26 protein-coding genes are annotated in these 21,311 nt (G+C 60.9%); 16 read left to right on the top strand and 10 right to left on the bottom strand.

Annotation, left to right across the window (positions count from 1 at the left end; translation table 11 throughout):
• The first annotated feature begins 5 nt into the window (after positions 1-5).
• The 3 genes from cueR (at position 6) to BM151_RS20140 (ending at position 2,208) form a co-directional block, all read left to right on the top strand.
• Positions 6-425: a Cu(I)-responsive transcriptional regulator gene (gene cueR, locus BM151_RS20150; RefSeq protein WP_009503818.1), complete on the top strand. Its 420-nt coding sequence runs from the start codon at positions 6-8 to the stop codon at positions 423-425.
• Between the two features lie 123 nt (positions 426-548).
• On the top strand, positions 549-1,421 hold the full coding sequence (locus tag BM151_RS20145) for a DUF305 domain-containing protein (RefSeq protein ID WP_009503819.1): 873 nt from the start codon (positions 549-551) through the stop codon (positions 1,419-1,421).
• A 22-nt stretch (positions 1,422-1,443) separates the two neighbouring features.
• Entirely contained in the window at positions 1,444-2,208 is a 765-nt protein-coding gene (locus tag BM151_RS20140) for a MauE/DoxX family redox-associated membrane protein (protein ID WP_170317858.1), read from the top strand.
• A 100-nt stretch (positions 2,209-2,308) separates the two neighbouring features.
• On the opposite strand, the gene BM151_RS20135 is transcribed toward BM151_RS20140, so the two are convergent.
• The 7 genes from BM151_RS20135 to BM151_RS20105 all read right to left on the bottom strand — a co-directional run bounded on the left by BM151_RS20135 (position 2,309) and on the right by BM151_RS20105 (position 6,793).
• A complete protein-coding gene (locus tag BM151_RS20135) occupies positions 2,309-3,049 on the bottom strand; it encodes a cytochrome c biogenesis CcdA family protein (RefSeq protein ID WP_028095358.1) in 741 nt (246 codons plus the stop codon).
• The gene (locus tag BM151_RS20130; protein WP_009503822.1) at positions 3,046-3,537 is read right to left on the bottom strand and encodes a hypothetical protein; all 492 of its coding nucleotides are present in this window, start codon (positions 3,535-3,537) and stop codon (positions 3,046-3,048) included. The genes BM151_RS20135 and BM151_RS20130 overlap by 4 nt, the downstream gene beginning before the upstream one ends.
• The gene (locus BM151_RS21900) at positions 3,534-3,734 is read right to left on the bottom strand and encodes a hypothetical protein (protein WP_028095359.1); all 201 of its coding nucleotides are present in this window, start codon (positions 3,732-3,734) and stop codon (positions 3,534-3,536) included. Before BM151_RS21900 ends, BM151_RS20130 begins: the two co-directional genes overlap by 4 nt.
• Before the next feature lie 141 nt (positions 3,735-3,875).
• A complete protein-coding gene (locus tag BM151_RS20120; RefSeq protein WP_028095360.1) occupies positions 3,876-4,841 on the bottom strand; it encodes a cation diffusion facilitator family transporter in 966 nt (321 codons plus the stop codon).
• Positions 4,831-5,586, bottom strand: a complete 756-nt coding sequence (locus BM151_RS20115; protein ID WP_028095361.1) for a transglutaminase-like domain-containing protein — start codon at positions 5,584-5,586, stop codon at positions 4,831-4,833. The genes BM151_RS20120 and BM151_RS20115 overlap by 11 nt, the downstream gene beginning before the upstream one ends.
• A 96-nt stretch (positions 5,587-5,682) precedes the next feature.
• Positions 5,683-6,261 (bottom strand): cation efflux transmembrane domain-containing protein, encoded by a 579-nt coding sequence (locus BM151_RS20110; RefSeq protein WP_028095362.1) that lies wholly within the window; start codon positions 6,259-6,261, stop codon positions 5,683-5,685.
• Positions 6,262-6,364: 103 nt separating this feature from the next.
• Positions 6,365-6,793 (bottom strand): MerR family transcriptional regulator, encoded by a 429-nt coding sequence (locus BM151_RS20105; protein WP_013959865.1) that lies wholly within the window; start codon positions 6,791-6,793, stop codon positions 6,365-6,367.
• Between the two features lie 207 nt (positions 6,794-7,000).
• Here BM151_RS20105 and BM151_RS20100 point away from each other — a divergent pair, with 207 nt between their 5' ends.
• The 13 genes from BM151_RS20100 to BM151_RS20040 are packed head-to-tail and all read left to right on the top strand — an operon-like array spanning position 7,001 to position 17,577.
• Positions 7,001-7,567 carry an SCO family protein gene (locus BM151_RS20100; RefSeq protein ID WP_028095363.1) on the top strand — a complete coding sequence of 189 codons (567 nt, stop codon included), beginning with the start codon at positions 7,001-7,003 and terminating at the stop codon, positions 7,565-7,567.
• 5 nt (positions 7,568-7,572) lie between these two features.
• A complete protein-coding gene (locus BM151_RS20095) occupies positions 7,573-7,995 on the top strand; it encodes a disulfide bond formation protein B (RefSeq protein WP_028095364.1) in 423 nt (140 codons plus the stop codon).
• Positions 7,992-8,651, top strand: coding sequence for a DsbA family protein (locus BM151_RS20090; RefSeq protein ID WP_028095365.1), 660 nt, complete (start codon positions 7,992-7,994; stop codon positions 8,649-8,651). The genes BM151_RS20095 and BM151_RS20090 overlap by 4 nt, the downstream gene beginning before the upstream one ends.
• Before the next feature lie 23 nt (positions 8,652-8,674).
• The gene (locus BM151_RS20085; RefSeq protein WP_028095366.1) at positions 8,675-9,142 is read left to right on the top strand and encodes a copper chaperone PCu(A)C; all 468 of its coding nucleotides are present in this window, start codon (positions 8,675-8,677) and stop codon (positions 9,140-9,142) included.
• Positions 9,142-9,768, top strand: a complete 627-nt coding sequence (locus tag BM151_RS20080) for an SCO family protein (RefSeq protein WP_028095367.1) — start codon at positions 9,142-9,144, stop codon at positions 9,766-9,768. The genes BM151_RS20085 and BM151_RS20080 overlap by 1 nt, the downstream gene beginning before the upstream one ends.
• Positions 9,765-11,138, top strand: a complete 1,374-nt coding sequence (locus BM151_RS20075; protein ID WP_028095368.1) for a M23 family metallopeptidase — start codon at positions 9,765-9,767, stop codon at positions 11,136-11,138. The genes BM151_RS20080 and BM151_RS20075 overlap by 4 nt, the downstream gene beginning before the upstream one ends.
• A gap of 3 nt (positions 11,139-11,141) precedes the next feature.
• On the top strand, positions 11,142-11,597 hold the full coding sequence (locus BM151_RS20070; protein WP_028095369.1) for a DUF411 domain-containing protein: 456 nt from the start codon (positions 11,142-11,144) through the stop codon (positions 11,595-11,597).
• A 12-nt stretch (positions 11,598-11,609) separates the two neighbouring features.
• Positions 11,610-12,392 carry a ZIP family metal transporter gene (locus BM151_RS20065; protein WP_028095370.1) on the top strand — a complete coding sequence of 261 codons (783 nt, stop codon included), beginning with the start codon at positions 11,610-11,612 and terminating at the stop codon, positions 12,390-12,392.
• 28 nt (positions 12,393-12,420) lie between these two features.
• Positions 12,421-12,879, top strand: a complete 459-nt coding sequence (lspA, locus tag BM151_RS20060) for a signal peptidase II (RefSeq protein ID WP_009503845.1) — start codon at positions 12,421-12,423, stop codon at positions 12,877-12,879.
• Positions 12,846-14,459, top strand: coding sequence for an apolipoprotein N-acyltransferase (gene lnt, locus BM151_RS20055; RefSeq protein ID WP_028095371.1), 1,614 nt, complete (start codon positions 12,846-12,848; stop codon positions 14,457-14,459). Before lspA ends, lnt begins: the two co-directional genes overlap by 34 nt.
• A complete protein-coding gene (locus tag BM151_RS21735; RefSeq protein ID WP_009503847.1) occupies positions 14,450-14,617 on the top strand; it encodes a hypothetical protein in 168 nt (55 codons plus the stop codon). The genes lnt and BM151_RS21735 overlap by 10 nt, the downstream gene beginning before the upstream one ends.
• A gap of 60 nt (positions 14,618-14,677) precedes the next feature.
• Positions 14,678-16,579: a penicillin acylase family protein gene (locus BM151_RS20045; RefSeq protein ID WP_223870726.1), complete on the top strand. Its 1,902-nt coding sequence runs from the start codon at positions 14,678-14,680 to the stop codon at positions 16,577-16,579.
• Positions 16,576-17,577, top strand: coding sequence for a cytochrome c oxidase assembly protein (locus tag BM151_RS20040; RefSeq protein WP_028095373.1), 1,002 nt, complete (start codon positions 16,576-16,578; stop codon positions 17,575-17,577). Before BM151_RS20045 ends, BM151_RS20040 begins: the two co-directional genes overlap by 4 nt.
• A 219-nt stretch (positions 17,578-17,796) precedes the next feature.
• Here the strand turns inward: BM151_RS20040 and BM151_RS20035 are convergent, their stop codons facing one another.
• The 3 genes from BM151_RS20035 to BM151_RS20025 form a co-directional block, all read right to left on the bottom strand.
• Positions 17,797-18,309: a L,D-transpeptidase family protein gene (locus tag BM151_RS20035; RefSeq protein WP_035367119.1), complete on the bottom strand. Its 513-nt coding sequence runs from the start codon at positions 18,307-18,309 to the stop codon at positions 17,797-17,799.
• Between the two features lie 182 nt (positions 18,310-18,491).
• Positions 18,492-18,758: a TFIIB-type zinc ribbon-containing protein gene (locus tag BM151_RS20030; RefSeq protein WP_035367121.1), complete on the bottom strand. Its 267-nt coding sequence runs from the start codon at positions 18,756-18,758 to the stop codon at positions 18,492-18,494.
• 34 nt (positions 18,759-18,792) lie between these two features.
• Entirely contained in the window at positions 18,793-21,147 is a 2,355-nt protein-coding gene (locus tag BM151_RS20025) for a heavy metal translocating P-type ATPase (protein WP_028095376.1), read from the bottom strand.
• Positions 21,148-21,311 lie beyond the last annotated feature (164 nt).

The raw sequence follows: 21,311 nt of genomic DNA, 5'->3' as shown, positions 1-21,311 counted from the left end.
CTATCATGAACATCGGAGACGTGGCCGACATGTCCGGCCTTCCCGCGAAGACCATTCGCTACTACGAGGACATCGGGCTGGTCGAGCCGCTGCGCAGTGCCAACGGTTATCGCAGCTTTCGGCAGAGCGACGTCCACAAGCTGGCGTTTCTCGGCCGGGCGCGCGCCTTGGGCTTCACCATCGAGGACTGCCGGAGCCTGCTGAAACTCTATGCCGACACCGACCGCGCCAGCGCCGAGGTCAAGCAGATCGCCGAAGAACACCTCGACCGGATCGACCGGAAAATCGCAGAACTGACCGAGATGCGCGCGACGCTGTCGCACCTTGTCGATGCCTGCGCTGGCGATCACAGGCCTGATTGTCCGATTCTCGCAGATCTGGCTATGGAAGAGGATAAGACCCGGACCGCCAGGGCAGCGGATTAAGATATGTCCCGCAGCGGGCAGCGCCACCCATAAGGTGCGACTGGCTGCAGCTTTTTCGGAACATTCCAGCGCGGGAAAGTTGTTCTACCTCTATACTTCACGATTTCGAGAGAGGACAACTTCATGTCATATGGCCGCTTTTTCGCGATGATCGCGACATCTACCGTCGTCATGTTCGGTCTGATGTATCTCAATACCTACCTCTGGACGCATGTGTTCTGGTCGGAAACGCGGGTCTACATGGCTCTCCTGATGGGTGCCACCATGGCGATCATCATGCTGGGCTTCATGCTGTCGATGTATTCCAGCAAGACGGCTAACGCCGCCATCTTCATCGGTGCCGCTGTGGTCTTTGCCGCCTCGCTCTGGCTGGTCCGCAGCCAGGTGACGGTGGGCGACACCAGCTACATGCGGGCAATGATCCCGCACCACTCGATCGCGATCATGACCTCCAGCCGCGCCGATATCTCGGACCCGCGCGTGCGCAAGTTGGCGGATGAGATCATCTATGCGCAGGACAAGGAAATCGCCGAGATGCGTTATCTGGTGAACGATATCGACGCCAATGGTGACAGTCCGGCACAGTCAGAAAGCGGACCGGCGCAGATCGTGAGCCTTGACGAGGCGCTGTCCACGGCGGAGATCACCATTCTCGATCTTGAATTCCTGACCCGGGAGGACATCGCACAACTCTTCCCGGACGGCGCGGCGTGCACGTTCACCTACACCACCACAAGCAGGCCTGCGCTGGCGGTGGGCCGCATCGACGGTGGGAGTGTAGCTCTCGCCAAGATCAGCGGCGATCTGGTGCGGCTGGAGGCTGGCGACGCCGGAAGCACTTGGGGCAAGGAAGGCATGACAGTGGCGTTGAGCGCGCCGAGCGGAACCGGCACATTGGCCGCAAATAGTGGCGAAATGCAGGACGCCGATCTCGTTCTCGAACTTGGGCCCGGTCTGCGTGCAGGGTATCGCGGACATTACGGTTGCGGTGCCTGAACCAGAAACTGGAGGAAACACCATGCCGAAAGACGCATCGAAAACAGCCCAACTCTACCGGATGGTCATGCTGGATCACCTTTGCCCTTATGGTCTCAAGTCCAAAGACCTGCTCGAACGGGAAGGGTACGAGGTCGAGGATCACCACCTGACGACACGCGAGGAAACTGATGCTTTCATGGAAAATCACGGGGTCGAGACCACGCCGCAGACCTGGATCGGCGACAAGCGCATCGGCGGCTATGACGATCTGCGGGTCCATTTCGGCCTTGACGCACCGGAAAGCGAACGCTCGGACACCTCCTATCAACCGGTGATCGCGATCTTTGCCGTCGCGTTTTTGATGGCGCTCGGCTTGTCATGGTACAGCTTTGGAACCATCCTCAGCCTGCGCGCGCTGGAATGGTTCATCTCGATCTCGATGTGCTTGCTTGCAGTGCAGAAACTTCAGGATGTCGAAAGCTTTTCGACCATGTTCCTAAATTACGACCTGCTGGCGCACCGCTGGGTGCGCTACGGCTATCTCTATCCCTTCGGAGAGGCCTTCGCCGGTATCCTCATGGTCGCAGGGGCGCTCACCTGGCTGTCGGCACCCGTGGCCTTGTTCATCGGCACCGTCGGCGCGGTTTCGGTCTTCAAGGCGGTCTATATCGACAAGCGCGAGCTGAAATGCGCCTGCGTCGGGGGCGACAGCAAGGTGCCGCTCGGTTTTGTCTCGCTCACCGAGAACCTGATGATGATGGTCATGGGTATCTGGATGCCGATCCGGGTCTACCTGATCGGCTGACGGCACCGCGACCTCTACAGAGGCGCGGCGTGGATGACATTGATTGGCGGAGATAATCCCTACACTGCAGCCATCACACCTAGAGCTGGTTCGAGATTCGTCACCCGATCGTCGCGAGAAAGGGAAACGTCCCCAGCAGCCAATAGGCAAACCGTGACAATTGCCCGGTCATGATGGCAACTCCCATGATGATCATGGCAACACCCGCGCCCTTGTAGAGCCAGCGACCGGCTTTGCCGATCTGCCTTACCCGCGCGGCGATGGCGTCGGTGAAGAGCGCGGCCAGCAGGAAAGGCACCCCCAGTCCAGCGGAATAGATCGACAGCAGCCAGATGCCGTCCGACATGCCGCCGGAGGTCGAACTGAGCGTCAGGATTGCGCCGAGGATCGGACCGATGCAAGGTGTCCAGCCAAAGGCGAAGGCCAGTCCCAGCACGTAGGCCCCAAACGGGCGACCGCCGGGAATGTCGAGATTGAAACGGGTATCGCGCGAGAACGCATTGAGACGAAAGACACCCAGCATGACCAGTCCGAACAGAATGATGATCGCGCCGCCGAGATAGTTTAGCTCGGTGCGCCATGTCAGCAGCAGGGATCCGAGCGCGCTGGCCCGGGCCCCGAGGGCGACGAAGACCGTCGAAAAGCCCAGGACAAAGCAGGCACTCAACCCGAGCGCCCCGGCGCGCGCCCGCAAGCCGACCGACCGCGTCGTGCGCAAATCTGGTTGCCCTGCGATGTACGAGACGTAGCCAGGCACCAGTGGCAGGACACAGGGCGACAGGAACGAAATGGCACCCGCCAGGAAGGCCGCGAAGATGCCGATGCCGGAAATATCCATCATACATCACGATCGTTGTTGAAAGGCCGCCAGACCCACCAGAACGCGACCAGCGGTATCACGATCCATTGCAACACAGGTGACAGGCCCGCATCGAGGATCGGAATGATCGGCATCAGGTCCGAATAGGCCCAGGCCGCGCGGATCACGATGTTGAGCCATTCGCTGAACAGCGTGTATCCGAGCCCGAACACCACCGTCAGGACGGTCACAGACCGCCGCGTCGAGGCGACCAGGGGCCAGCCCCGGCCCGACAGCATGAGGGCAAGCATCAGCGCGCTCATGGCGATCAGGATATCGCCACCCGTGCAATGGACGGCTGCGAAGACAATCTCACCCCAAGTGCCCTCGTTCCAGATCGTGTAGAGCGGCATATGCGCGAACTCCCAGATCAAGTTGGCCGGGATGATCACCGCAAAATACCGACGCAGAGCTGTCAGGGAAACTCCGTCTGTCGAGGACAGCCTGACGCCAGTCGCGACGACACTCATTGAAACACACCTGTCAGCCGGTCCCACCAGTTGGGCTCCCGGCGTCGATGCTGGGCGTTGTTGATCAACTCGCTGACATAGAGGATCAGGTTCACGTTCTTGAAGTCCATGCCATGGAATTTTGCAGCGAACCGCCCGCCGATGTCCACGACATGGGTGACCGCTCCGTGCATCATCATGTCGCTGTCGGCGGTCATCGTGAACTCCAGCCCATATTCCCGCGCCAGAAGGCGCGTCGCGTCATTTGCCTGATCGGATCGTTTGGTCAGAATGACCCAGTTGCTCGGATCGAGCCCATGCCGGTCCGCGTAATCGCGCAGACGAGCCCGATGACATCATCATGCTCGGTCAGCGTTTCCTTGAACATTGGTCTTCTCCTTTTCACTTGCGTTGCCGTGACCGTAGAGATCGGCGTTCTGATGAGCGCGATCCTCATGCTCAAATTCGAGACTGGAATGGCTGATGCCGAACTCTTCCTTCAGCCGCTTCTTGATCGCGCTCTTGATCTCTTCGATCTTCGACCAGCCCTCGGCTGCCACGACGACATGGCAGTCGAGCGCAGCCTCGTGCTCTTGCATTTGCCAGAGATGGACGTAGTGGACGTCGGCGACGCCTTCGACTTTCCGCATCGCTTCGACGACGGCCTCGTTGTCGATGTCCGGCGGGCTCCCGAGCATCAGGGTTCGGATTGGGCCGCCTATTTCAGTGAAAGACAGATACAGGATGTAGATCGCGATGCCGATGGTGATGGCAGGATCGACCCAACGCATGTCGTAAAGGATGATCAGCGACCCACCGACGATAACCGCGACCGAAGCAAGCGCGTCCGACAGGTTATGCAGGAAAAGCGCGCGGATGTTCACGCTGCCCTTCTGCATCGAATAGGTCAGCATTGCGGTCAGCGTGTCGACCACAAGCGCAATTCCACCGAGAATGACGACGGTCCACCCCATGACTTCGGGTGGATCAATCATGCGCATGCCACCTTCGTAGATCAGATAGAAGCCGATCACGATGAGGGTGGTGTAGTTGATCAGGGCCGCCACGATTTCGACCCGGCCATAGCCGAAGGTCATGCGTTCATCGGCCGGGCGGCGCGCGATCTTGCGTGCGGCGAAGGCAATGACAAGCGAGGCCATATCGGAAAAGTTGTGCAGCGCATCGGCGATCAGTGCCAGACTGCCCGAGAATATGCCCCCGACGACTTGCGCAACGGTAAGTAGCCCGTTTGCCCAGATGGCGATGGCAACCCGCCGGTCCCCAGAATTCGGATCGATAGGCGCGTGCCCGTGGTCATGTGGCATTGGCAGGCTCCGCGTGCGCGTGTGTCGCGCGTCGGTCAGTCTTCAGGCGACCGCTGCGAAAACCACGTACGCGCGCATTCATCCAGTGGCGGATGATATGACGGTAAAGGGCACCACGCAGCCATCCAAAGGATTGCTCATGGGACAAATAGAAGGCGTCCGGCGTATCAAACACGCCGAAATCTTGCACGATGCCGGATTTCTGAATGTAGGTATCTTCTCCGTTCCAGGTGACGGGAGGCGCGCCAAGGCAATCCGTGCCCGCGCCATAACCGCAGAGACTGTCCGTGTCCGAGAAAGACGTTTGCAGGACTGTCAGGAAAGCGTCATCCAGGATGAAGCCTTCGAGGTTGAACCAAGCACCTTGATATTCGATCTCAACCCATGAGTGGAGAATTTCTTGCGGAGCAAGCGGATACACCAACTCTGGGACAACACCGCGCTGCAAGCCTTTGTGGATCGTAAACCCATGCAACCGGCAACGAATGCCAACACCACGCAGCAACGCCATCAAGAGCGTCCCTTTGGTATTGCACTGCCCGTAGCCGTCGGAAAGCACCTCGGAGGCGGGGATGTCGTCAGCTCGATTGTATCCGAACGCGATTTCATTCCGAACGAAATCATAGGCAGCTCCGATCCGATCGTATTCGGATAAGCCGCGCCAGCCGCGGGTCTCAATTAGATGCGCAAGAGGCGCGGCATCAAAATCCAGTAATTTGGTGGGTGCAAGTAGGGGGTCGGTCATCTGCAACGGAGTCGCTCCTCGAATCGTCTTGGAACAAGCCTAATTACTATAGTCACTATAGCTTCAACCCTTTCTTTCAGAAAGAATCTCCCGCAACTATTTGCCCGTATGAACTGCTTTGTGGTGTTCGCCGTGTGCGTCGCGCAGAATGTCGATACCTCCCCAGGCCGCGATCCCGGCGACAATCACGCCGACGACGAGGTCCGGCCAGTTGGTTCCCAGCCAGGCGACGAGGCCGCCAGCCAAGACGATTCCGAGGTTCGCGGCGAAATCGTTGTAACTGAAGGTGTTGGCCGCGCGGATGTTGACGTCCGGATCTTTGAGCTTAGCGAGCAGCCAGACGCAGACTGCGTTGATCGCCGCCGCAAACAGGGCCATGGCGATCATGATCGTCCCGAGCGGATCTGACCCGCCGATGTAGCGGCGCCATGCATCGTAGAGGATACCAGCGGCGAACAGGATCAGCAGCCCGCCGGAAACGTTCGCCGCCCCGCGTTTCCATTTGTCGGATCGGGACAAAGCGAAAAGGCTGATCGCGTAGACGAAGCTGTCGGAGAGGTTATCGAGCCCGTTGGCGATCAGGGCACTTGAGTCGCCGAAGGCGCCTGTTGCGAAAAAGGCCACGGCCAAACCGATATTGAGCGCCAGAACGATCCAAAGCGTCCGTCTCTCCATTGAATTTTGTCTAGCAGCCATTTTGTGGTTCCAGCCTGTGTTGTACGACACATTAACTTCTGCGGCTGATCTGCGTTCCAGCCGGAATGTTGGCTGAATTCCTTCAGGCCCCGATTTCCTCGTGCTCGGTCAGGCATTCCGAATGGTCCCGCAACACCTCAAGCACCTTGCAGTCTCCCGTCCGCCCGCCGCTGCATTCGTGAACCATGCGTTTCAGTTCCGTGCGCAGCGCCTTCAGGCGGGCCATGCGCTGCTCCACCTGTTTGAGCTGGCGACGCGCGATGGCATCTGCCTCGTCGCAGGGGCGGTTGGGATGGTCGCTGAGGTCGAGCAGCTCGCGGATCGCATCGAGCGAGAAACCGAGTTGCCGCGAATGGCGGATGAAGGACAGTCGGTCGAGCTGTGCATTGTCGTAGCGCCTCTGTCCGCCTTCGGTCCTGCCAGGTTCGGGCATGAGTCCGATCTGTTCGTAGTACCGGATGGTCTGCACTTTTGTGCCAGTCTTCTTTGACAGAGTACCGATCGTGAGCATTTTCGCCTCCATGAAAAAGATACAGTTTGTGTAGGTTTTGCCGTCGGAATAAACAAGTGTCGGATTCACAGACGCGTGAGTTCAAGCTATACCATGATTTCGTGCTTGAACCTCTAGCGGCTAGAGGATGTATCCGCACATGCAATAAGAATCAATAACAGGCGAACAGGATTGTCCCTTACATCGGCACAGAAGTTTCTTTGGGTTTTGGCAGGCGTGGCAGCGCTTGCCTTCGTATGGCTTTTGCTCTGGTCCGACTATCGTGCCGACCGCGCCCGAACCGACGCCGAACCGCCTTTTTTCGCTAAATTCGAACTGACGGACCACCAGGGTATGGTTCGAACCGAGGAGGACTTTGCGGGGCGCTGGATGCTGGTGTTTTTCGGCTTCACCAACTGTCCCGACGTCTGCCCGACGACCCTGTCAGAGGTCGCGGCGGTGATGGACGGTCTGGGCGACGATGCCGCCAAGGTCCAGCCGATTTTCATAACAATCGACCCCGAACGGGACACGCCCGCCGCACTCGCCGAATACGTCCCGCTGTTCGATGCGAGCATCATCGGGCTGACGGGCACGCCGGAACAAATCGCCGCCACATCCGAGACGTTTCCGATCTTCTTTGAACGCGTCGAAGAGGCTGCGGCGCCGGATGGTTACACGATGGGCCACACGTCGCATCTGTTCCTCTTCGATCCCGACGCGGGCTTTGCCGACTCCTGGCCCTACGGCACCCCGGCCGAAGAGATTCTCGCCGATCTGGAAGAGAGGATCTGATCGACATGAACCGCATATCCGGAGAAACAGCCCTCGGGCTGGCATGGATCATCGCGCTCGTCGCCTCGCTTGCCGTGCTTTTCATCGGCGAGGTGCTGGGGCAGACGCCCTGTGTGCTGTGCTGGTTCCAGCGCGCCTTCATGTTTCCCTTGGCCATTATCCTAGGGCTGGGCCTTTGGTGGCGGGACGGCCGTGTGGGGCGCTACGGCATCGCATTGGCGCTTGGCGGCGGCGCAATCGCCCTCTGGCACATGGGGCTGTACGTCGGTCTTGTTCCCGAACGCATCCAGCCCTGCACGGCCACCGGCCCCTCTTGCACCGATGACAACCAACTGGTCTTCGGCATCCCGATCCCGCTGATGGCCCTCGCCGCCTTCGCGCTGATCGGGGCGCTGTCGGCCCTTTCATTGAAGGACACACGAAAATGAACCGACGCGCCCTGATCCTGTCCGTTCTCGCCTTCGGCGTCGCCGGTTTCGGCGGAACCACCTGGTTTGCAACCCGCCCCGGCCCGGTGGCCGAAGCGGAGCCTGTTGCGCCGGAACTCGCGGACGCGATGATCCGCCCCTACTCGCCCATCCTCGGGCCTGCGGAAGCGCCCGTCACGATCGTCGAATTCTTCGATCCGGCCTGCGAGGCCTGTCGCGCCTTTCATCCCGTCGTGAAGGACATCATGGCCGAGCATGGGGATGCTGTCCGCGTCGTGATCCGCTACACGCCCTTCCACGGCGCGGCATCCGAGGAAGCGATCCGCGTGCTCGAGGCGGCACGCATGCAGGACGTTTACGTGCCGGTGCTTGAGGCCGTTCTGCGGGAACAGCCGAGATGGGCGTCGCACGGTGCCCCGGCGCCCGGCCTGATCCTTCAGATCGCCGCCACGGCCGGACTCGATGCCGAGGCCGCGCGCACGCAAATGATGGCGCCCGATGTCGTGGCGATCCTGAACCAGGATCGTGCCGACGTCGAGACCGTGGGAATTCGCCAGACGCCCACATTCTTCGTGAACGGCAAGCCGCTCGATCCATTCGGGGAGGCAGAATTGCGTCGTCTGGTGGCCGCCGAAGTCGCTGCCGCGCAAAGCTGAATACAAAGGGCAGGATCAGAACGATGAAAAAGTATATTTTGACCAGCACACTGGCGGCGCTTTTGACCCTTGGAGGGTTCTCAGCGCCCGCGCTGGCCGGACCCGAGGATGTTGTCGTCGAGAACGCGTGGTCCCGCGCCTCCATCGGGATGAACCGTCCCGGGGCCGCTTACATGACGATCCGCAACACTGGCGACGAGCCAGTGACGCTGATCGGCCTTACAACGCCGCTCGCGATGATGCCCGAAATTCACGAGACGAAGACAAATGCCGAAGGTGTGAGTTCCATGAACCCGGCGGGGGAGATCGCGATCGCCCCGGGCGAGAGCGTCGCGCTCGAACCGGGGGGCCTGCACGCAATGCTGATGCGGCTGCAAGAACTGATGACGGAAGGGGACACCTTTCCGCTGACCCTGCTTTTCGAAGACGGAGGCGAAGTGACGGTCGAGGTGCCGATCCTCGGAATCGCCGCGCGGGGGCCAGAGGACTGATGCGGCGACGGGCGATCCTGGGGTACGGGGCGGCTGGTGTCGGGGCGGTCGCCCTGATGCTCTTCGTCGGTTGGTGGCAGGTCGATGGACCCGGTGGACCTGAACCTGTCGGGCAGCGGCCTGTGGCCCTGACCGAGATGGATTTCCGTCTGACGGATCATGAGGGCAACGCGGTCGGGCCGGAAACCCTGATCGGTCGCCCGACGATGGCGTTCTTCGGCTTCACCTACTGTCCCGATGTCTGCCCGACCACGCTCTCGGACATTTCGGGATGGCTCGACGATCTGGGAAACGAGGCCGACGAGATGAACGTGGTTTTCATCACGGTCGATCCCGAGCGCGACACTGTCGAAACGATGGCCGAATATGTCGGCTACTTCCATCCTGCGCTCCGTGGCTGGACGGGGCCGGAAGAGCAGATCGCGCGCGTCGCGGACGGCTTCCGCGCCACCTACGAGCAAGTACCGACGGAGAGCGGCGATTACACGATGAACCACACCGCGAGCGTCTTCCTGTTCGCAGCCTCTGGGCGGTTCGTCACCATGATCGACTATCACGAAGCCAGAGAATTCGCGGTGCCGAAGATCCGTCGCGCGCTGGCAGAAGAAATGGAGGGGGCGACATGAGGCTCAGAACTTTGGCGGCGGGTGTCGCAATTGCGGGGACGGTTTCGGGAGCGGCTATCGCCATCTCTGATCTTTTGTCGAAAGAACCCGTGCCGCCGGAACTTGCCCAGGCAGGTAGCTGGATGCCCCAAGGTCCTGAAGCCCCTAGAAACGTTGACATCCTCGTGACGCTGCCCGCGACGGCATGGGCAGAGGATGCACCCGACCTCGGCTCCCTACCCCTTCTGCAGGTCGCGTTCGCCGACAGGCCGGTAAGCGCGATCGAGCCACCGCTGTCGACGTGGTCGCGCGACATTGCACCTGGCGAGACGCTCGATTTCTTGCTGTCCGAAGCTGGACTTGCGGCACCTGACAGAGCCGAAGTTGCCCTCGCGCTTGGCGCGGAATACGATCTGCGACGGCTGCGGCCGGGGCACTCGGTCACTGTTGCTTCGACCATGGACGGCAGCCCCCGCACCGTCGCACTTGCCGTCGAGGACGGGGTTCGGATCGAGGTGGTGTTCGGCGAGCGGTTGTCCACACAGGTCGTGACTCCGGATCCGGAGATCGTAACCCTTGCCGGCGAAGCGGTGATCGACAGCTCGATCTTCGCGGCACTCGAAGAAGCCGGCATACCCGCCCGTTTTTCCGTGGACCTTGCGCAGATGCTGGGTGGGACCGTGGATTTCCGCCGCGAGATGGCCGGCGGCGAAGCACTAAGGCTTCTCTGGCGTGAGGCGCGGGTCGGCGAGGACAGGATCGGACAGCCCGAACTCGCCTTCGCCGCACTGGAGATCGGCGGTTCGCTTTACGAGATCGTATGGCCGGACGACGGCAGCGGTCAGGCGACGATCTACGTCGATGGCGAGGTGCTGCGCGTCTTCGCACAGCCGGTCGAGGGTGCGCGCCTCAGCTCGGTGTTCGGACGCCGCACGCATCCGGTCTTTGGCAACGTCCGGATGCACACAGGCGTCGATTTCGCAGCGGCACGTGGGACACCGGTTCAATCGACGGCACCGGGGCGGGTTAGTTTCATTGGCTGGCGCGGTGGCTATGGCCGTGTGGTCGAAATCTCGCACGGCTCCGACACCATGACGCGCTACGCGCATCTGAGCGCCGTGCCGGAAGACCTGGCACAAGGCCAACGCGTTGCGGCGGGAGATGTGATCGGCCGCGTCGGCGCGACTGGCACGGCGACAGGTCCGAACCTGCACTACGAAGTCCTCGTGGATGGGCGCCCGACTGACCCCCTCACTGACGACCGGCTCGCCGAAGCAGCTGAGAGCGAAGCGGATGATACCGCCGCGCTCTCGCGTCTGGCCGAGGCGCGGGCGCTTCTGAATGAAAACCTCGGCAGCGAGATTGCCGAAACGACAACCGAAAGGCTCTGACCCATGAAACGCATGACCCAAGCTCTTGCCATCACGCTCGCCCTTTTCCCGGCGGCCCAGGCCCTCGCAGAGGCAACGGCGATCGACGTCCGCAAGACGAACGGTTGCGGCTGCTGCCTCTCGTGGATGAACCACCTCGAAGAGAACGGTTTTGTGCCGACCGGCCAGGACATGTTCGGTGGGTCGCTGGTTCGCTTCAAGCTCGACAACGGCGTGCCGCAGCGCATGGTCTCCTGCCACACCGCGCTCATTGACGGCTACGTGATCGAAGGCCATGTACCGGCCGCTGACATCCGCCGCCTTCTCGATGAGCGCCCGGACGCAGTCGGTCTCGCCGTGCCTGGGATGCCCTATGGCTCGCCCGGCATGGGGCCAGAAGACGACCGCGAGGCCTATGATGTCTTCCTCATCCGCGAGGACGGGTCGACGGAAGTCTTTTCGAGCTACGGCGAAGGATAACCTGGCCCGCCCATGGAAAACCTCTCTCCGATCATGCTCGGCTTCCTCGGAAGTCTGGCTGCCGGATCGCTCACGGCAGTCGGAGCAGTTCCCGTGTTGTTTGGACGCATCCCGTCGCGGGCCACACGCGATCTGTCGCTCGGCTTCGCTGCCGGTGTGATGCTCGCCGCTTCCTTCTTTTCGCTGATCATCCCGGCATTGGATGCGGCCGAGCCGATGTTCGAGAACGGCGCGATGCCTGCGGCCATCGTATGCGTCTCGATCCTCTTGGGCATGGGGGCTGTCGCGCTGATGAACGAAAAGCTGCCGCACGAGCATTTCAAGACGGGACGCGAAGGGCCCGAAGCGGCGTCTTTGCGGCGGGTCTGGCTTTTCATCATCGCGATCACGATCCACAACTTCCCCGAAGGCCTCGCGGTCGGGGTCGGCTTCGGATCCGGAGGTATGGAGGGCGGTTTGCCGCTTGCTGTCGGCATCGGGCTTCAGAATGCGCCCGAAGGATTGGCCGTCGCTGTATCTCTGCTGGGCGAGGGATATCCGAAGCTGCGCGCCTGGGGCATCGCGGCGCTGACGGGCATGGTCGAGCCGATTGGCGGCCTGCTCGGGGCCGGGATCATCACGCTGTCGGAACCGCTGCTGCCATGGGGACTGGCCTTTGCCGCGGGCGCAATGCTCTACGTCATCAGCCACGAAATCATCCCCGAAACCCATCGCAGCGGCCATCAGAACAGGGCGACGCTCGGTCTCGCAGTCGGGCTCGTTCTGATGCTGTTTCTCGATGTCTGGTTGGGATGAGGCAATGTCATCATACAAAGTATCTGCGATGATCGGCGTCTTTGCAGCGCTTGCTGCGTTCGCGATCGATCAGATCACCAAAGCCATTGTCGTTGCGAATGCCGTCACTTTAAGCGCCGGGATTTCCGTGTTTCCGGGATTCAACCTCGTCTTTTATCGTAATGACGGCGTGACTTTCGGGATGCTGGGCGGCGCTCCGTGGTGGAGCCTCATCGCTCTCGCTCTTGCCATCTGTGTTTGGCTGGGGGTTATGCTGTTTCGCGCCGAAAATGCGGTCGAAACACTTGCCTATGGCGCGATCATTGGCGGAGCCTTGGGCAATGTTATCGATCGTGTGCGGTATCGGGCTGTAACAGACTTTCTCGATTTCTACATTGGCACAACACATTGGCCTGCCTTCAACATGGCCGATATATTTGTTGTCAGTGGCGTGGGGCTCTTGCTCGCCGCGCCATGGATCAGCGCGCGGCGTTCGATCAAGTCGTGAAACCGAAAATTCTGAACCGCATCGCTCTGCGCCACCGTTTGCTTTCGCGGATGACGCTTGGTTTCGCCGCCGGGGCGCTGACCGTTCTGACTTTCCCGCCTTTCTCGCTTCTCCTGCTCGTTCCCGTTGCCTATTCCGCGTTCTTTGTCGGTCTTCGCGATCTCTCCCTAGGGCGTGCTTTCCTCGTCGGCTGGGCGTTTGGTCTTGGCCAGTTCGGTTTCGGGATTTCGTGGATTGCAGAGAGTTTCTACGTCGAGGCCGAGCGGTTCGGGGCGATGGCGATCCCGGCTGTCGCGGGATTGTCCGCAGGTCTCGCAATTTTCCCAGCCATTGCCGCAGCGCTCTTCGCCGAAATCGCGCGGCGCGGAGCCCTGGGTAGTCTCCTCGCCTGCCTCCTGTTCACGACCTCCTGGACCGCGACCGAGTGGTTGCGTGGTCACGTTCTGACAGGGTTTCCCTGGAACCTCGCCGGCTACGCACTTGCCGACTACGCCGCCCTTCGCCAGACCGCCGCCTGGGTCGGAAGCTATGGGTTAAGCTTTCTCAGCGTGTTCGTCGCGGCACTTCCCGGCGCGGCTGTCATGACGTCCGGGCGGCAACGATTGACCGTTTCGCTCATGGCGCTGGCCGGCATCGCGACGATGTGGGCTGTCGGTACGCTTCGCCTCCAGTCGGATGCACAACAGCCACCCGGTGTCGACCTGCGCATCGTCCAGGGCAACATTCCACAAGAGGAGAAATGGGCGCCCGAGAACCGCGAGGCGACCTTCGCGCGCTATGTTGAGCTTTCAACCCAGCCCGGCGATTTCGACGTTCTTCTTTGGCCGGAAACCGCCTTTCCGGGTTTCCTCGATGAGGATACGGAGGCGCGGGATCGCATTGCCGCAGCGCTACCAGACGGCAGCATGCTGCTCACCGGGGTGCCGGACCGTGTACCGAGCGAGGATGGCACCCGATATTTCAACACGGTCCAGGCTTTTGGCGAGACCGGCAGAATCCTGACCGGATACGCGAAACACCATCTCGTACCCTTCGGCGAATATGTGCCATTCCGTGGCTGGTTGCCCATCGAGCGACTCACGGCGGGTCTGGGCGATTTTACGCCCGGACCGGGCCCGCGAACGCTTGCGCTTCCGGGTGTGCCCCTGGTCGCCGTGGCGATCTGCTATGAGATCATCTTCCCAAGCCATGTGGTCGACGACCTGTTCAGGCCGGACTGGATTTTCAACGCGACAAACGACGCCTGGTTCGGCACCAGCATCGGACCCGAGCAGCATCTGGCTTCCGCACGGATGCGTGCCGTAGAGGAAGGCCTTCCTGTCATCCGAGCCGCGAATACGGGCATCTCCGCGGTCATCGACGCGAACGGTGACCTCGTCGCGCGGCTCGGCAACGGAGAAACCGGTGTAATAGATGCGGCTCTGCCCTCTGCTCATCCGTCAACGCTATATGCGCGCTTCGGCGACTGGGCGCTGCTGGCTCTCATCTTCACTACTTGGGCCGTGGGACTGGCTGCAGGTCTGGTCGGCACACACCGGTGCAACAAGAGAACACGAACGGAGAAAAAGTCATGCTGGTAATCGCGGGCATTGTCGCGGGTGCGATCTGGGGTGGATATCTGGCGCGACGCCGAAAAGGAAACCGGCTGGATATCCTCCAGTATGCGGCGAGTTCGGCGATCGCCTTCGGTCTTCTCACCTATTTCGTTTCGGTGGTCCTCTTGCGCATCTTTGCATGAGAAGGGTTTCGAAACGGCACCGACGTGAGACGTCTTTTCAACATATTACTGTACGGGTTCTTGGCGATCTGTATCACGGCATCGGTTGGTTCCGGGTTGGTCTATTTTCTGCTGAGCGCATCCGTTCCCGACTACAACGAGGACTTCTCGGTAGCAGGCTTAGGTGGACCGGTCGATATTCTGCGAGATGCCTCGGCAATCCCGCACATTACCGCGAGTTCCGCCGCGGATGTCTATTTCGCGATCGGCTTCGTTCATGCGCAAGACCGACTCGGTCAGCTGTTAAGGGCAAGGCGAATGGCCGAAGCTTCTTGGCCATCCGATGAGACATTGTCCGTTGCGCCAGCGGTCTCAGACGCGCTCGAATCCTATGCCGCCGGCGTCAATGCGTGGCTCGAGCTGGTGTCGGCGGGAGGGCGCGGCAGAGGCTCGCCGGAACTGTTGATCGCAGACGAACGGTCGATCGATGCCTGGACACCTGGCGATAGCCTGAGGATTGCCCGGTCTTTTCTGAATGGCCTGCGACCGGAAAGCGCACGGAAAGGAACGCCGAGCTTATCAAGTGCAATTATACCGTCGGATCGACCAAAAGTGCTCGAACTATTTGCGACTGATCCGCAGCAGCGCCTCGATGCATGGGCGATAGACGGTGACCGAACCGCTGCCGGGACACCAATTCTCGCCGCCGATATCAGCGGTTCCCTGTCGCTGCCCTCGGAATGGTATCTCGCCGATCTTCAGTTTTCGACAGGGCCGGCCATAGGGGCCACGATGCCGGGCGTACCTTTCGTTATTGTCGGTCGCAATACGCGCGTCGCCTGGGCCTTCCGGTCATTTCCCGTGCCAGACGAGGAGGCACCAAGGGGGCCGTCACCCGTGCAGGCGGCAGGTTTCCTGACGATGCTGGAGCTGTTCACGCGTTCGGCCGACGCGACCGATGCCATCGGAGTTGCCGCAGACATGTTGCCGAAAGGCATGGAGGCATTGGCCATTGACCGAGAGACCGTTGCCCGATGGCCAAAAGAGGAAGCCGTACGAGCGTTGTCATTTCGCGACATTCGACTGGCGGAGCTTGAAGCGCGGCAATCGATCTTCTCGACTGAAGGCGCCATCGGTGTTCAAAGGGACACCGTAAGTACCGTGGCGCGAACCCTGCTGCCCCTGATGGCGAAGGAGCTTTGGTTCGTGCAGTCCAGAGACAGCATCGAAGGCACCGATGCGAACGACCTTCGTCGTGAACTACTGGACAGGCTTGCGTCGTGGAATGGCGACATGGATCGCTATTCACCGGAACCTCTGCTGTTCTGGACTTGGCTCCGGGCTTTGCAGCAGCGCATTTTGAAAGACGAATTTCCGGCAGCGCAGCAACTCTGGACCCGTCCGAACCCGAACTTTCTTTATGCGGTACTCAGCGATCGTCGCGGTAGCGCAATCTGGTGCGACATCCGCCTATCCTCACCTCGCGAGACATGCGAGGAGCAGGTTCGCGTGGCCCTGGATGATGCCCTTGGCTGGCTGGTCGATCGATATGGGCGCGATCCCTCGACGTGGACCTGGGGGGAGGAGCATAGATTGGACATGCAGTGGTCGCCGATCAGTTCACGTGGGTTGCTGACCAACCTGCTGTCCCTTCAAGCGCCGATTTCAGGCGATCCGTTTACGCAATTCTTGACATCATTTGGTGTTGAAGAAGACCGTCCATTCCTTGTGAGTGCCGGAAGCAATTTTCAGGCGGTCATGTCGATATCGGAAGCAGCGGGATCATACTACATCACGCCCGCCGGACAGTCGGGACATCCGCTATCTCGATTCTACGACAATCTCTTTCCCTCGTGGATACAAGGCGAATACCTCGCCATGTCGACCGATCTGTCACTGGCCCGTGGCGGCGCTTCCGGGATCTCGCGGCTCACACCGGCTACCTCCGACAACCCTCGGATGAGCGAGGGCCAGAGCGAATGATCACAAACTTCTTCTTCCTTTACGACCCTTTCGGCTATGTGCTGTCACCGGTGTCGCTCATTGTTGTCGGTCTTACAGTATGGCTGTTTTTGCGTGGGCTCAAAATACACGCTCGCTGTCTCGGAAGGGTTTCTGGTTGGCGTCGAACCGCCTTCTTTGTCGGCCTCGCGGCCGTCCTCGTCGCGACGAATGGGCCGCTCGCGCCATTGGGGCACAGTCTGTTTTCGGTACATCAGGTCGAGCATCTTCTTCTGCGACTGGTAGGACCGCTTCTTATCGCGGTTTCTCAGCCCTGGCTTGGCCTTCAAGCCGGATTGAAAAGGGAATGGCGCCGACGCCTTGCCGCGATTGGGCGTGCGCGCATCCCGCGATTCTTGGCGCTTCCTGCATCTGCCACCTCCTTGTTGATTGGTGCGCTTTTCGTCTGGCAGATCCCGATGATCTACGCCCTTACACAACGTATTGCGGCGATGGAAGCGCTGGCACATCTGTCTATGGTGCTTGCTGGGCTTTGGTACTTTGCTATGCTGTTCGATCTGCGTGATCCGCCTGAAGGAGCGCGGCGCGGCGCTCGGCTGATGTCAGGGTTCGTGGTGATCGTTTCCAACATCTTTCTGGGCTCCCTGACAACGCTCAAGGAGGTGCCCCTCTATGGATCAGAAATCATCGCAGCGAGCGGTGGTCGACTTCGCGCCCTGGCTGACGAGACAATCGGTGGCTACGTAATCTGGGTCCCGTCGTCGATGGTTCTCATCGCGGCAATCATTCTGGTGCTGAACGGCTGGAACGCGGCGGAGGAACGGCGCTGGACGTCCCGCTACGACCTGATGCGCCAATCGAATGCGGCGGCGCTCGAGTTTCCGGAAACCGCGGAGGAACTGCGTCTGAAAGTAGAGAAGCCGAACCGGGACATGGGCCGTACGCTCGCCCTTGGCGCATTCTCCATGTTCATGGTTGTCATGATTACCGTCGTGACCATCGTCTATGCCCTCGGATAGATTGAATTCGACATGAGACCAGACGCATTCTTCTCCGCTAGGGCCCGCCTGTTTCGCCACTGCCACGGCTGGACACATATTGTAGTGTCCTTACGCGTACCGGGTGCTTGCGCTGGCCCCCGGCGGCGAGCGTCACTTTAGCCGTGATCGCCATCGAAGTGATCAACGTGGCCCTGTGCCGACGATTTTCCTGATCTGACGGAAGATCATCTCCTCCCATCAGGCGTAGATGTCGATCGGTGTTCCGTCTTTCACCATTGCATAGATGTCCTCGATCTGCCGATCTGTGACCGCGATGCAGCCAGCTGTCCAGTCGCGGACATCCGTTGGGTCGATCCCTGGGCGTGGACCACCATGGATGAAGATGTCGCCGCCGGGGGAAAGGCCCTGCGCTTCAGCGAAGGCTATGTCGGCCTCATTCGGATAGGAGATGCCAACCGAAAGATGATACGTACTGTCGGGGTTGCGCTTATCGACTACGTAAGCGCCCTCAGGGGTCCGGCCGTCTCCCTCGAATTGCTTGTGACCCTCAGGAGCGAAACCCAGCCCGACCGGATAGGTTTGCAATACGCGATCGGCTCCGTCCAGAACAAGCAAACGCTGCCCCTTGTAAAGCCGAACACGGGTCACCTCGGGTCCGCCATAGCTGCGGAACTTGCTGGCACAGCCAGACAAAAACGCTGCCAACCCGCCCAACAGGACGGCGCGGCGGGGAAATCGGATGGTTTTCACTGCTCGATGCCTCTTTCGTGAGGTCTGATATGGACATTACGTTACCTTGCAAATGCTGCGTGATCAATGTCCGTGGGCAAGCGCGGCCTTTGCGATCTCTGGACCAACCTGCTCACCGCTGAATGCCTTGCGGGCCTACCGCAGCGCCTTGAGGGCGACCGGCAGGGAGGCCACGGCAAGCCTTAATCGAACAACTCGTGAAGCCAGGATTTGCGCCGATAGCCGTGCTTTCCGCGCCGGTAGCCGCGATCATCGTCGTAGCCGCGCGGCTCAGGCACCCGCTGAGGCGCCACATCGGGTGCCGAACGCTCGATGATCTTGTCCAGTTCGCCCCGGTCGAGCCAGACACCCCGGCAATCGGGACAGAAGTCGATCTCGATCCCCTGGCGGTCGGTCATGCTCAAGGGCACCTCGCAAACCGGACACATCATCCTGCCCTTCACGCTCATGTCTCGTCTCGGCTCCTTTCCGGGTTCTCCCAGTTCAATGACCATGTGCCAGCGCCCCTTTGGCCAAGCCTTCGCCAACCTGTTCACCGCCGGACGGCGGCGCCTTGGCCTCTTGGCTGTTAAGCAGGCGCAGGGCGTTGGCCACCACCAGCAATGACACTCCTACGTCGGCTGCAATAGCGCCCCACATCGATGCCAGTCCGAACGCGGTAGCGACAACGAAAACGCCCTTGGTCGCCAAGGAAATACCGATGTTCTGATGGATAATCGACATTGTCCGGCGCGAATGACCGATCAGCCAAGGCACCTTGCCGAGGTCGTCGGTCATCAGGGCAATATCCGCCGTCTCGATTGCCGCGTCCGAACCAACAGCGCCCATCGCGATGGCGTAATGCGCGCGCGCCATGGCGGGGGCGTCGTTCACCCCGTCGCCGATCATGGCCACCATGTCATGCGTTTCGACCAGTTCTTCGATGGCTGTCACCTTGTCTTCGGGCAAAAGCTCGGCACGGACCTCGTCGATGCCGACCTCGGCTGCAACGGCGCGCGCTGTCCGCTCGTTGTCGCCCGTCAACATGACGATGGTCTTCACGCCTTGCGCGTGGAGCTGTGCCACGATGCCCTTGGCGTCGGGGCGGATACGGTCGCGCAATTCCAGGATGCCGGTCACGCCGGTGTCGTCGCCCACGGCAACAAGGGTGCTGCCAGCCCCTTCGATGCGGTCGCGCAGATCCTTCGGAATGGCGTCGCCGAAACCCTTCTCCTCGGCAAACCGGTCGGACCCTAGCCAGATCGACCGGCCGTCTGTGCGTCCTTCAAGTCCCCTACCGGGAACGGTTCGGGTGTCTTCCGCGGCGGACACATTGATGCCGTCGGCTTCTGCCCGCGCGAGAATGGCACGCGCCAAGGGATGCGAGGAACGTGCCTCCAGCCCAGCGGCGAGGGTCATCAGATCTTGCGCCGATGCTTTGCCCAGCGGATGCACCGCCGCCACCTCGGGCTCGCCCATGGTGATCGTGCCGGTCTTGTCCATGGCCAATGCAGTGGTCTTGCCCGGTGCCTCAACATATGCACCGCCCTTGATCAGCACCCCCGCCCGCGCAGAGGCGGTGAGTGCAGCGACGATGGAGACCGGTGTCGAGATGACCAGAGCACACGGGCAGGCGATCACCAGCAGCACGAGTGCATTGTAGAACCAATAATCCCAGGCCCCACCGAAAATGAGCGGCGGCAACAGGGCAATTGCGATGGCGAGAGCCATGACGATAGGCGTGTAGATGCGGGCAAATTTCGCCACCCACTGCTCCACCGGCGCGCGGCGGGCATGGGCGTCGCCGACCATGCGGATAATCTTGGCCAACACGGTGTCCGAGGCGGCCTTCGTGGCGCGCACCGTCAGTGTGCCTTCGCCGTTGATCGTACCGGCATAGACATCGTCGCCCCGTTCCTTTGGGACCAGCGCACTCTCTCCGGTGATTGGCGCCTGATCGACGGCCCCTGCCCCATCGACAACCTCACCATCCAATGGGATGCGGTCTCCGCCGCGCACGACGAAACGTGCGTTGATAGCAACCGCGGAAGCCGGTACGTCCGCTTCCGAACCGTCATCATAAAGAATTCTTGCCGTCGGCGGCGCCAGGTCCAGCAGAGCTGAAACCGCATTCCTCGCACGCCCGACGCTCCAGCTTTCGAGGAAAAGCGAGAGCGAGAAGAAGAACGCAACCGTCGCCGCCTCGAAAAATTCGCCGAGGCCAATTGCACCCGCGACTGCGACTACCATGAGCAGGTTCATGTCGGGCGACAGCCGCCGTGCGGACGACCATGCCTTGGGCGCCACGAGCCAAACACCGAACAGGATCGCAACCGCGAATAGCCCTGCCTCGACCAGTGGCATCGGCGCTTCGCCGTGCCCTGCGAAGAGGCCGAGTGCCCCCCCCATGCCGGTCTCGATGATGTGCCACAGAAATCCCGCGGCCCAGAAGCCGCCACTGAGCGCCGTAAACAGCCGCTGGCGTGCAAGATGGGCCGCCTGGTCGACCGACGCGTTTTCGGCATCCCAGGGCTTGGCGGTCATGCCGGTGCTTGCGACCAGCTCTGCAATTTCGCCGTCCGATACACTCTTGGCGCTGTCGAGAATAGTCATCCGTCCATTGATCACGTCGAACGCGAGATGCTCGGCCCCGCCGATCTTCGGGCCGACCACCTTGTTCAGGATTGCTACCTCCTCGGCGCAATCGAGGCCGGACACCTGAAAACTGCGCCCGCCCGCTGGCGCGGGCGTCGTCGGAACGATGTCGCCGCACGTTCCGGCGCTCCCGCAGCAGCTGCCGCCGCTTGTCTGGGCATCTTCGGCGTGATCGTGGTCGTGACGATGGGTGTCGGACGGCATGAATGGACCTCTGGATTCGGGTGCTTTACCATGACATAGCCCCTACAGTAGCTAGAGCTTCAAGAGCAAAATACGGTGGTATTTCAGTTTGTTTTATTGCTAGAGGATGCGGCGACCGGCTCCATCACGCCTTGAGGCATGAACAGCCGCTGCAAAGAAAAACA

Source organism: Celeribacter neptunius, from assembly GCF_900113955.1.
Lineage (GTDB): Bacteria > Pseudomonadota > Alphaproteobacteria > Rhodobacterales > Rhodobacteraceae > Celeribacter > Celeribacter neptunius.
Note: the sequence above shows the minus strand (reverse complement) of the source record. Positions and strands in the feature narration are given on the sequence as shown.

Coding starts and splice junctions, on each gene's coding strand:
- cueR (WP_009503818.1), top strand. CDS start 6: ATGAACATCGGAGACGTGGCCGACATGTCCGGCCTTCCCGCGAAGACC.
- BM151_RS20145 (WP_009503819.1), top strand. CDS start 549: ATGTCATATGGCCGCTTTTTCGCGATGATCGCGACATCTACCGTCGTC.
- BM151_RS20140 (WP_170317858.1), top strand. CDS start 1,444: ATGCCGAAAGACGCATCGAAAACAGCCCAACTCTACCGGATGGTCATG.
- BM151_RS20135 (WP_028095358.1), bottom strand. CDS start 3,049: ATGATGGATATTTCCGGCATCGGCATCTTCGCGGCCTTCCTGGCGGGT.
- BM151_RS20130 (WP_009503822.1), bottom strand. CDS start 3,537: ATGAGTGTCGTCGCGACTGGCGTCAGGCTGTCCTCGACAGACGGAGTT.
- BM151_RS21900 (WP_028095359.1), bottom strand. CDS start 3,734: ATGACCGCCGACAGCGACATGATGATGCACGGAGCGGTCACCCATGTC.
- BM151_RS20120 (WP_028095360.1), bottom strand. CDS start 4,841: ATGCCACATGACCACGGGCACGCGCCTATCGATCCGAATTCTGGGGAC.
- BM151_RS20115 (WP_028095361.1), bottom strand. CDS start 5,586: ATGACCGACCCCCTACTTGCACCCACCAAATTACTGGATTTTGATGCC.
- BM151_RS20110 (WP_028095362.1), bottom strand. CDS start 6,261: ATGGAGAGACGGACGCTTTGGATCGTTCTGGCGCTCAATATCGGTTTG.
- BM151_RS20105 (WP_013959865.1), bottom strand. CDS start 6,793: ATGCTCACGATCGGTACTCTGTCAAAGAAGACTGGCACAAAAGTGCAG.
- BM151_RS20095 (WP_028095364.1), top strand. CDS start 7,573: ATGAACCGCATATCCGGAGAAACAGCCCTCGGGCTGGCATGGATCATC.
- BM151_RS20090 (WP_028095365.1), top strand. CDS start 7,992: ATGAACCGACGCGCCCTGATCCTGTCCGTTCTCGCCTTCGGCGTCGCC.
- BM151_RS20085 (WP_028095366.1), top strand. CDS start 8,675: ATGAAAAAGTATATTTTGACCAGCACACTGGCGGCGCTTTTGACCCTT.
- BM151_RS20080 (WP_028095367.1), top strand. CDS start 9,142: ATGCGGCGACGGGCGATCCTGGGGTACGGGGCGGCTGGTGTCGGGGCG.
- BM151_RS20075 (WP_028095368.1), top strand. CDS start 9,765: ATGAGGCTCAGAACTTTGGCGGCGGGTGTCGCAATTGCGGGGACGGTT.
- BM151_RS20070 (WP_028095369.1), top strand. CDS start 11,142: ATGAAACGCATGACCCAAGCTCTTGCCATCACGCTCGCCCTTTTCCCG.
- BM151_RS20065 (WP_028095370.1), top strand. CDS start 11,610: ATGGAAAACCTCTCTCCGATCATGCTCGGCTTCCTCGGAAGTCTGGCT.
- lspA (WP_009503845.1), top strand. CDS start 12,421: ATGATCGGCGTCTTTGCAGCGCTTGCTGCGTTCGCGATCGATCAGATC.
- lnt (WP_028095371.1), top strand. CDS start 12,846: ATGGATCAGCGCGCGGCGTTCGATCAAGTCGTGAAACCGAAAATTCTG.
- BM151_RS21735 (WP_009503847.1), top strand. CDS start 14,450: ATGCTGGTAATCGCGGGCATTGTCGCGGGTGCGATCTGGGGTGGATAT.
- BM151_RS20040 (WP_028095373.1), top strand. CDS start 16,576: ATGATCACAAACTTCTTCTTCCTTTACGACCCTTTCGGCTATGTGCTG.
- BM151_RS20030 (WP_035367121.1), bottom strand. CDS start 18,758: ATGAGCGTGAAGGGCAGGATGATGTGTCCGGTTTGCGAGGTGCCCTTG.
- BM151_RS20025 (WP_028095376.1), bottom strand. CDS start 21,147: ATGCCGTCCGACACCCATCGTCACGACCACGATCACGCCGAAGATGCC.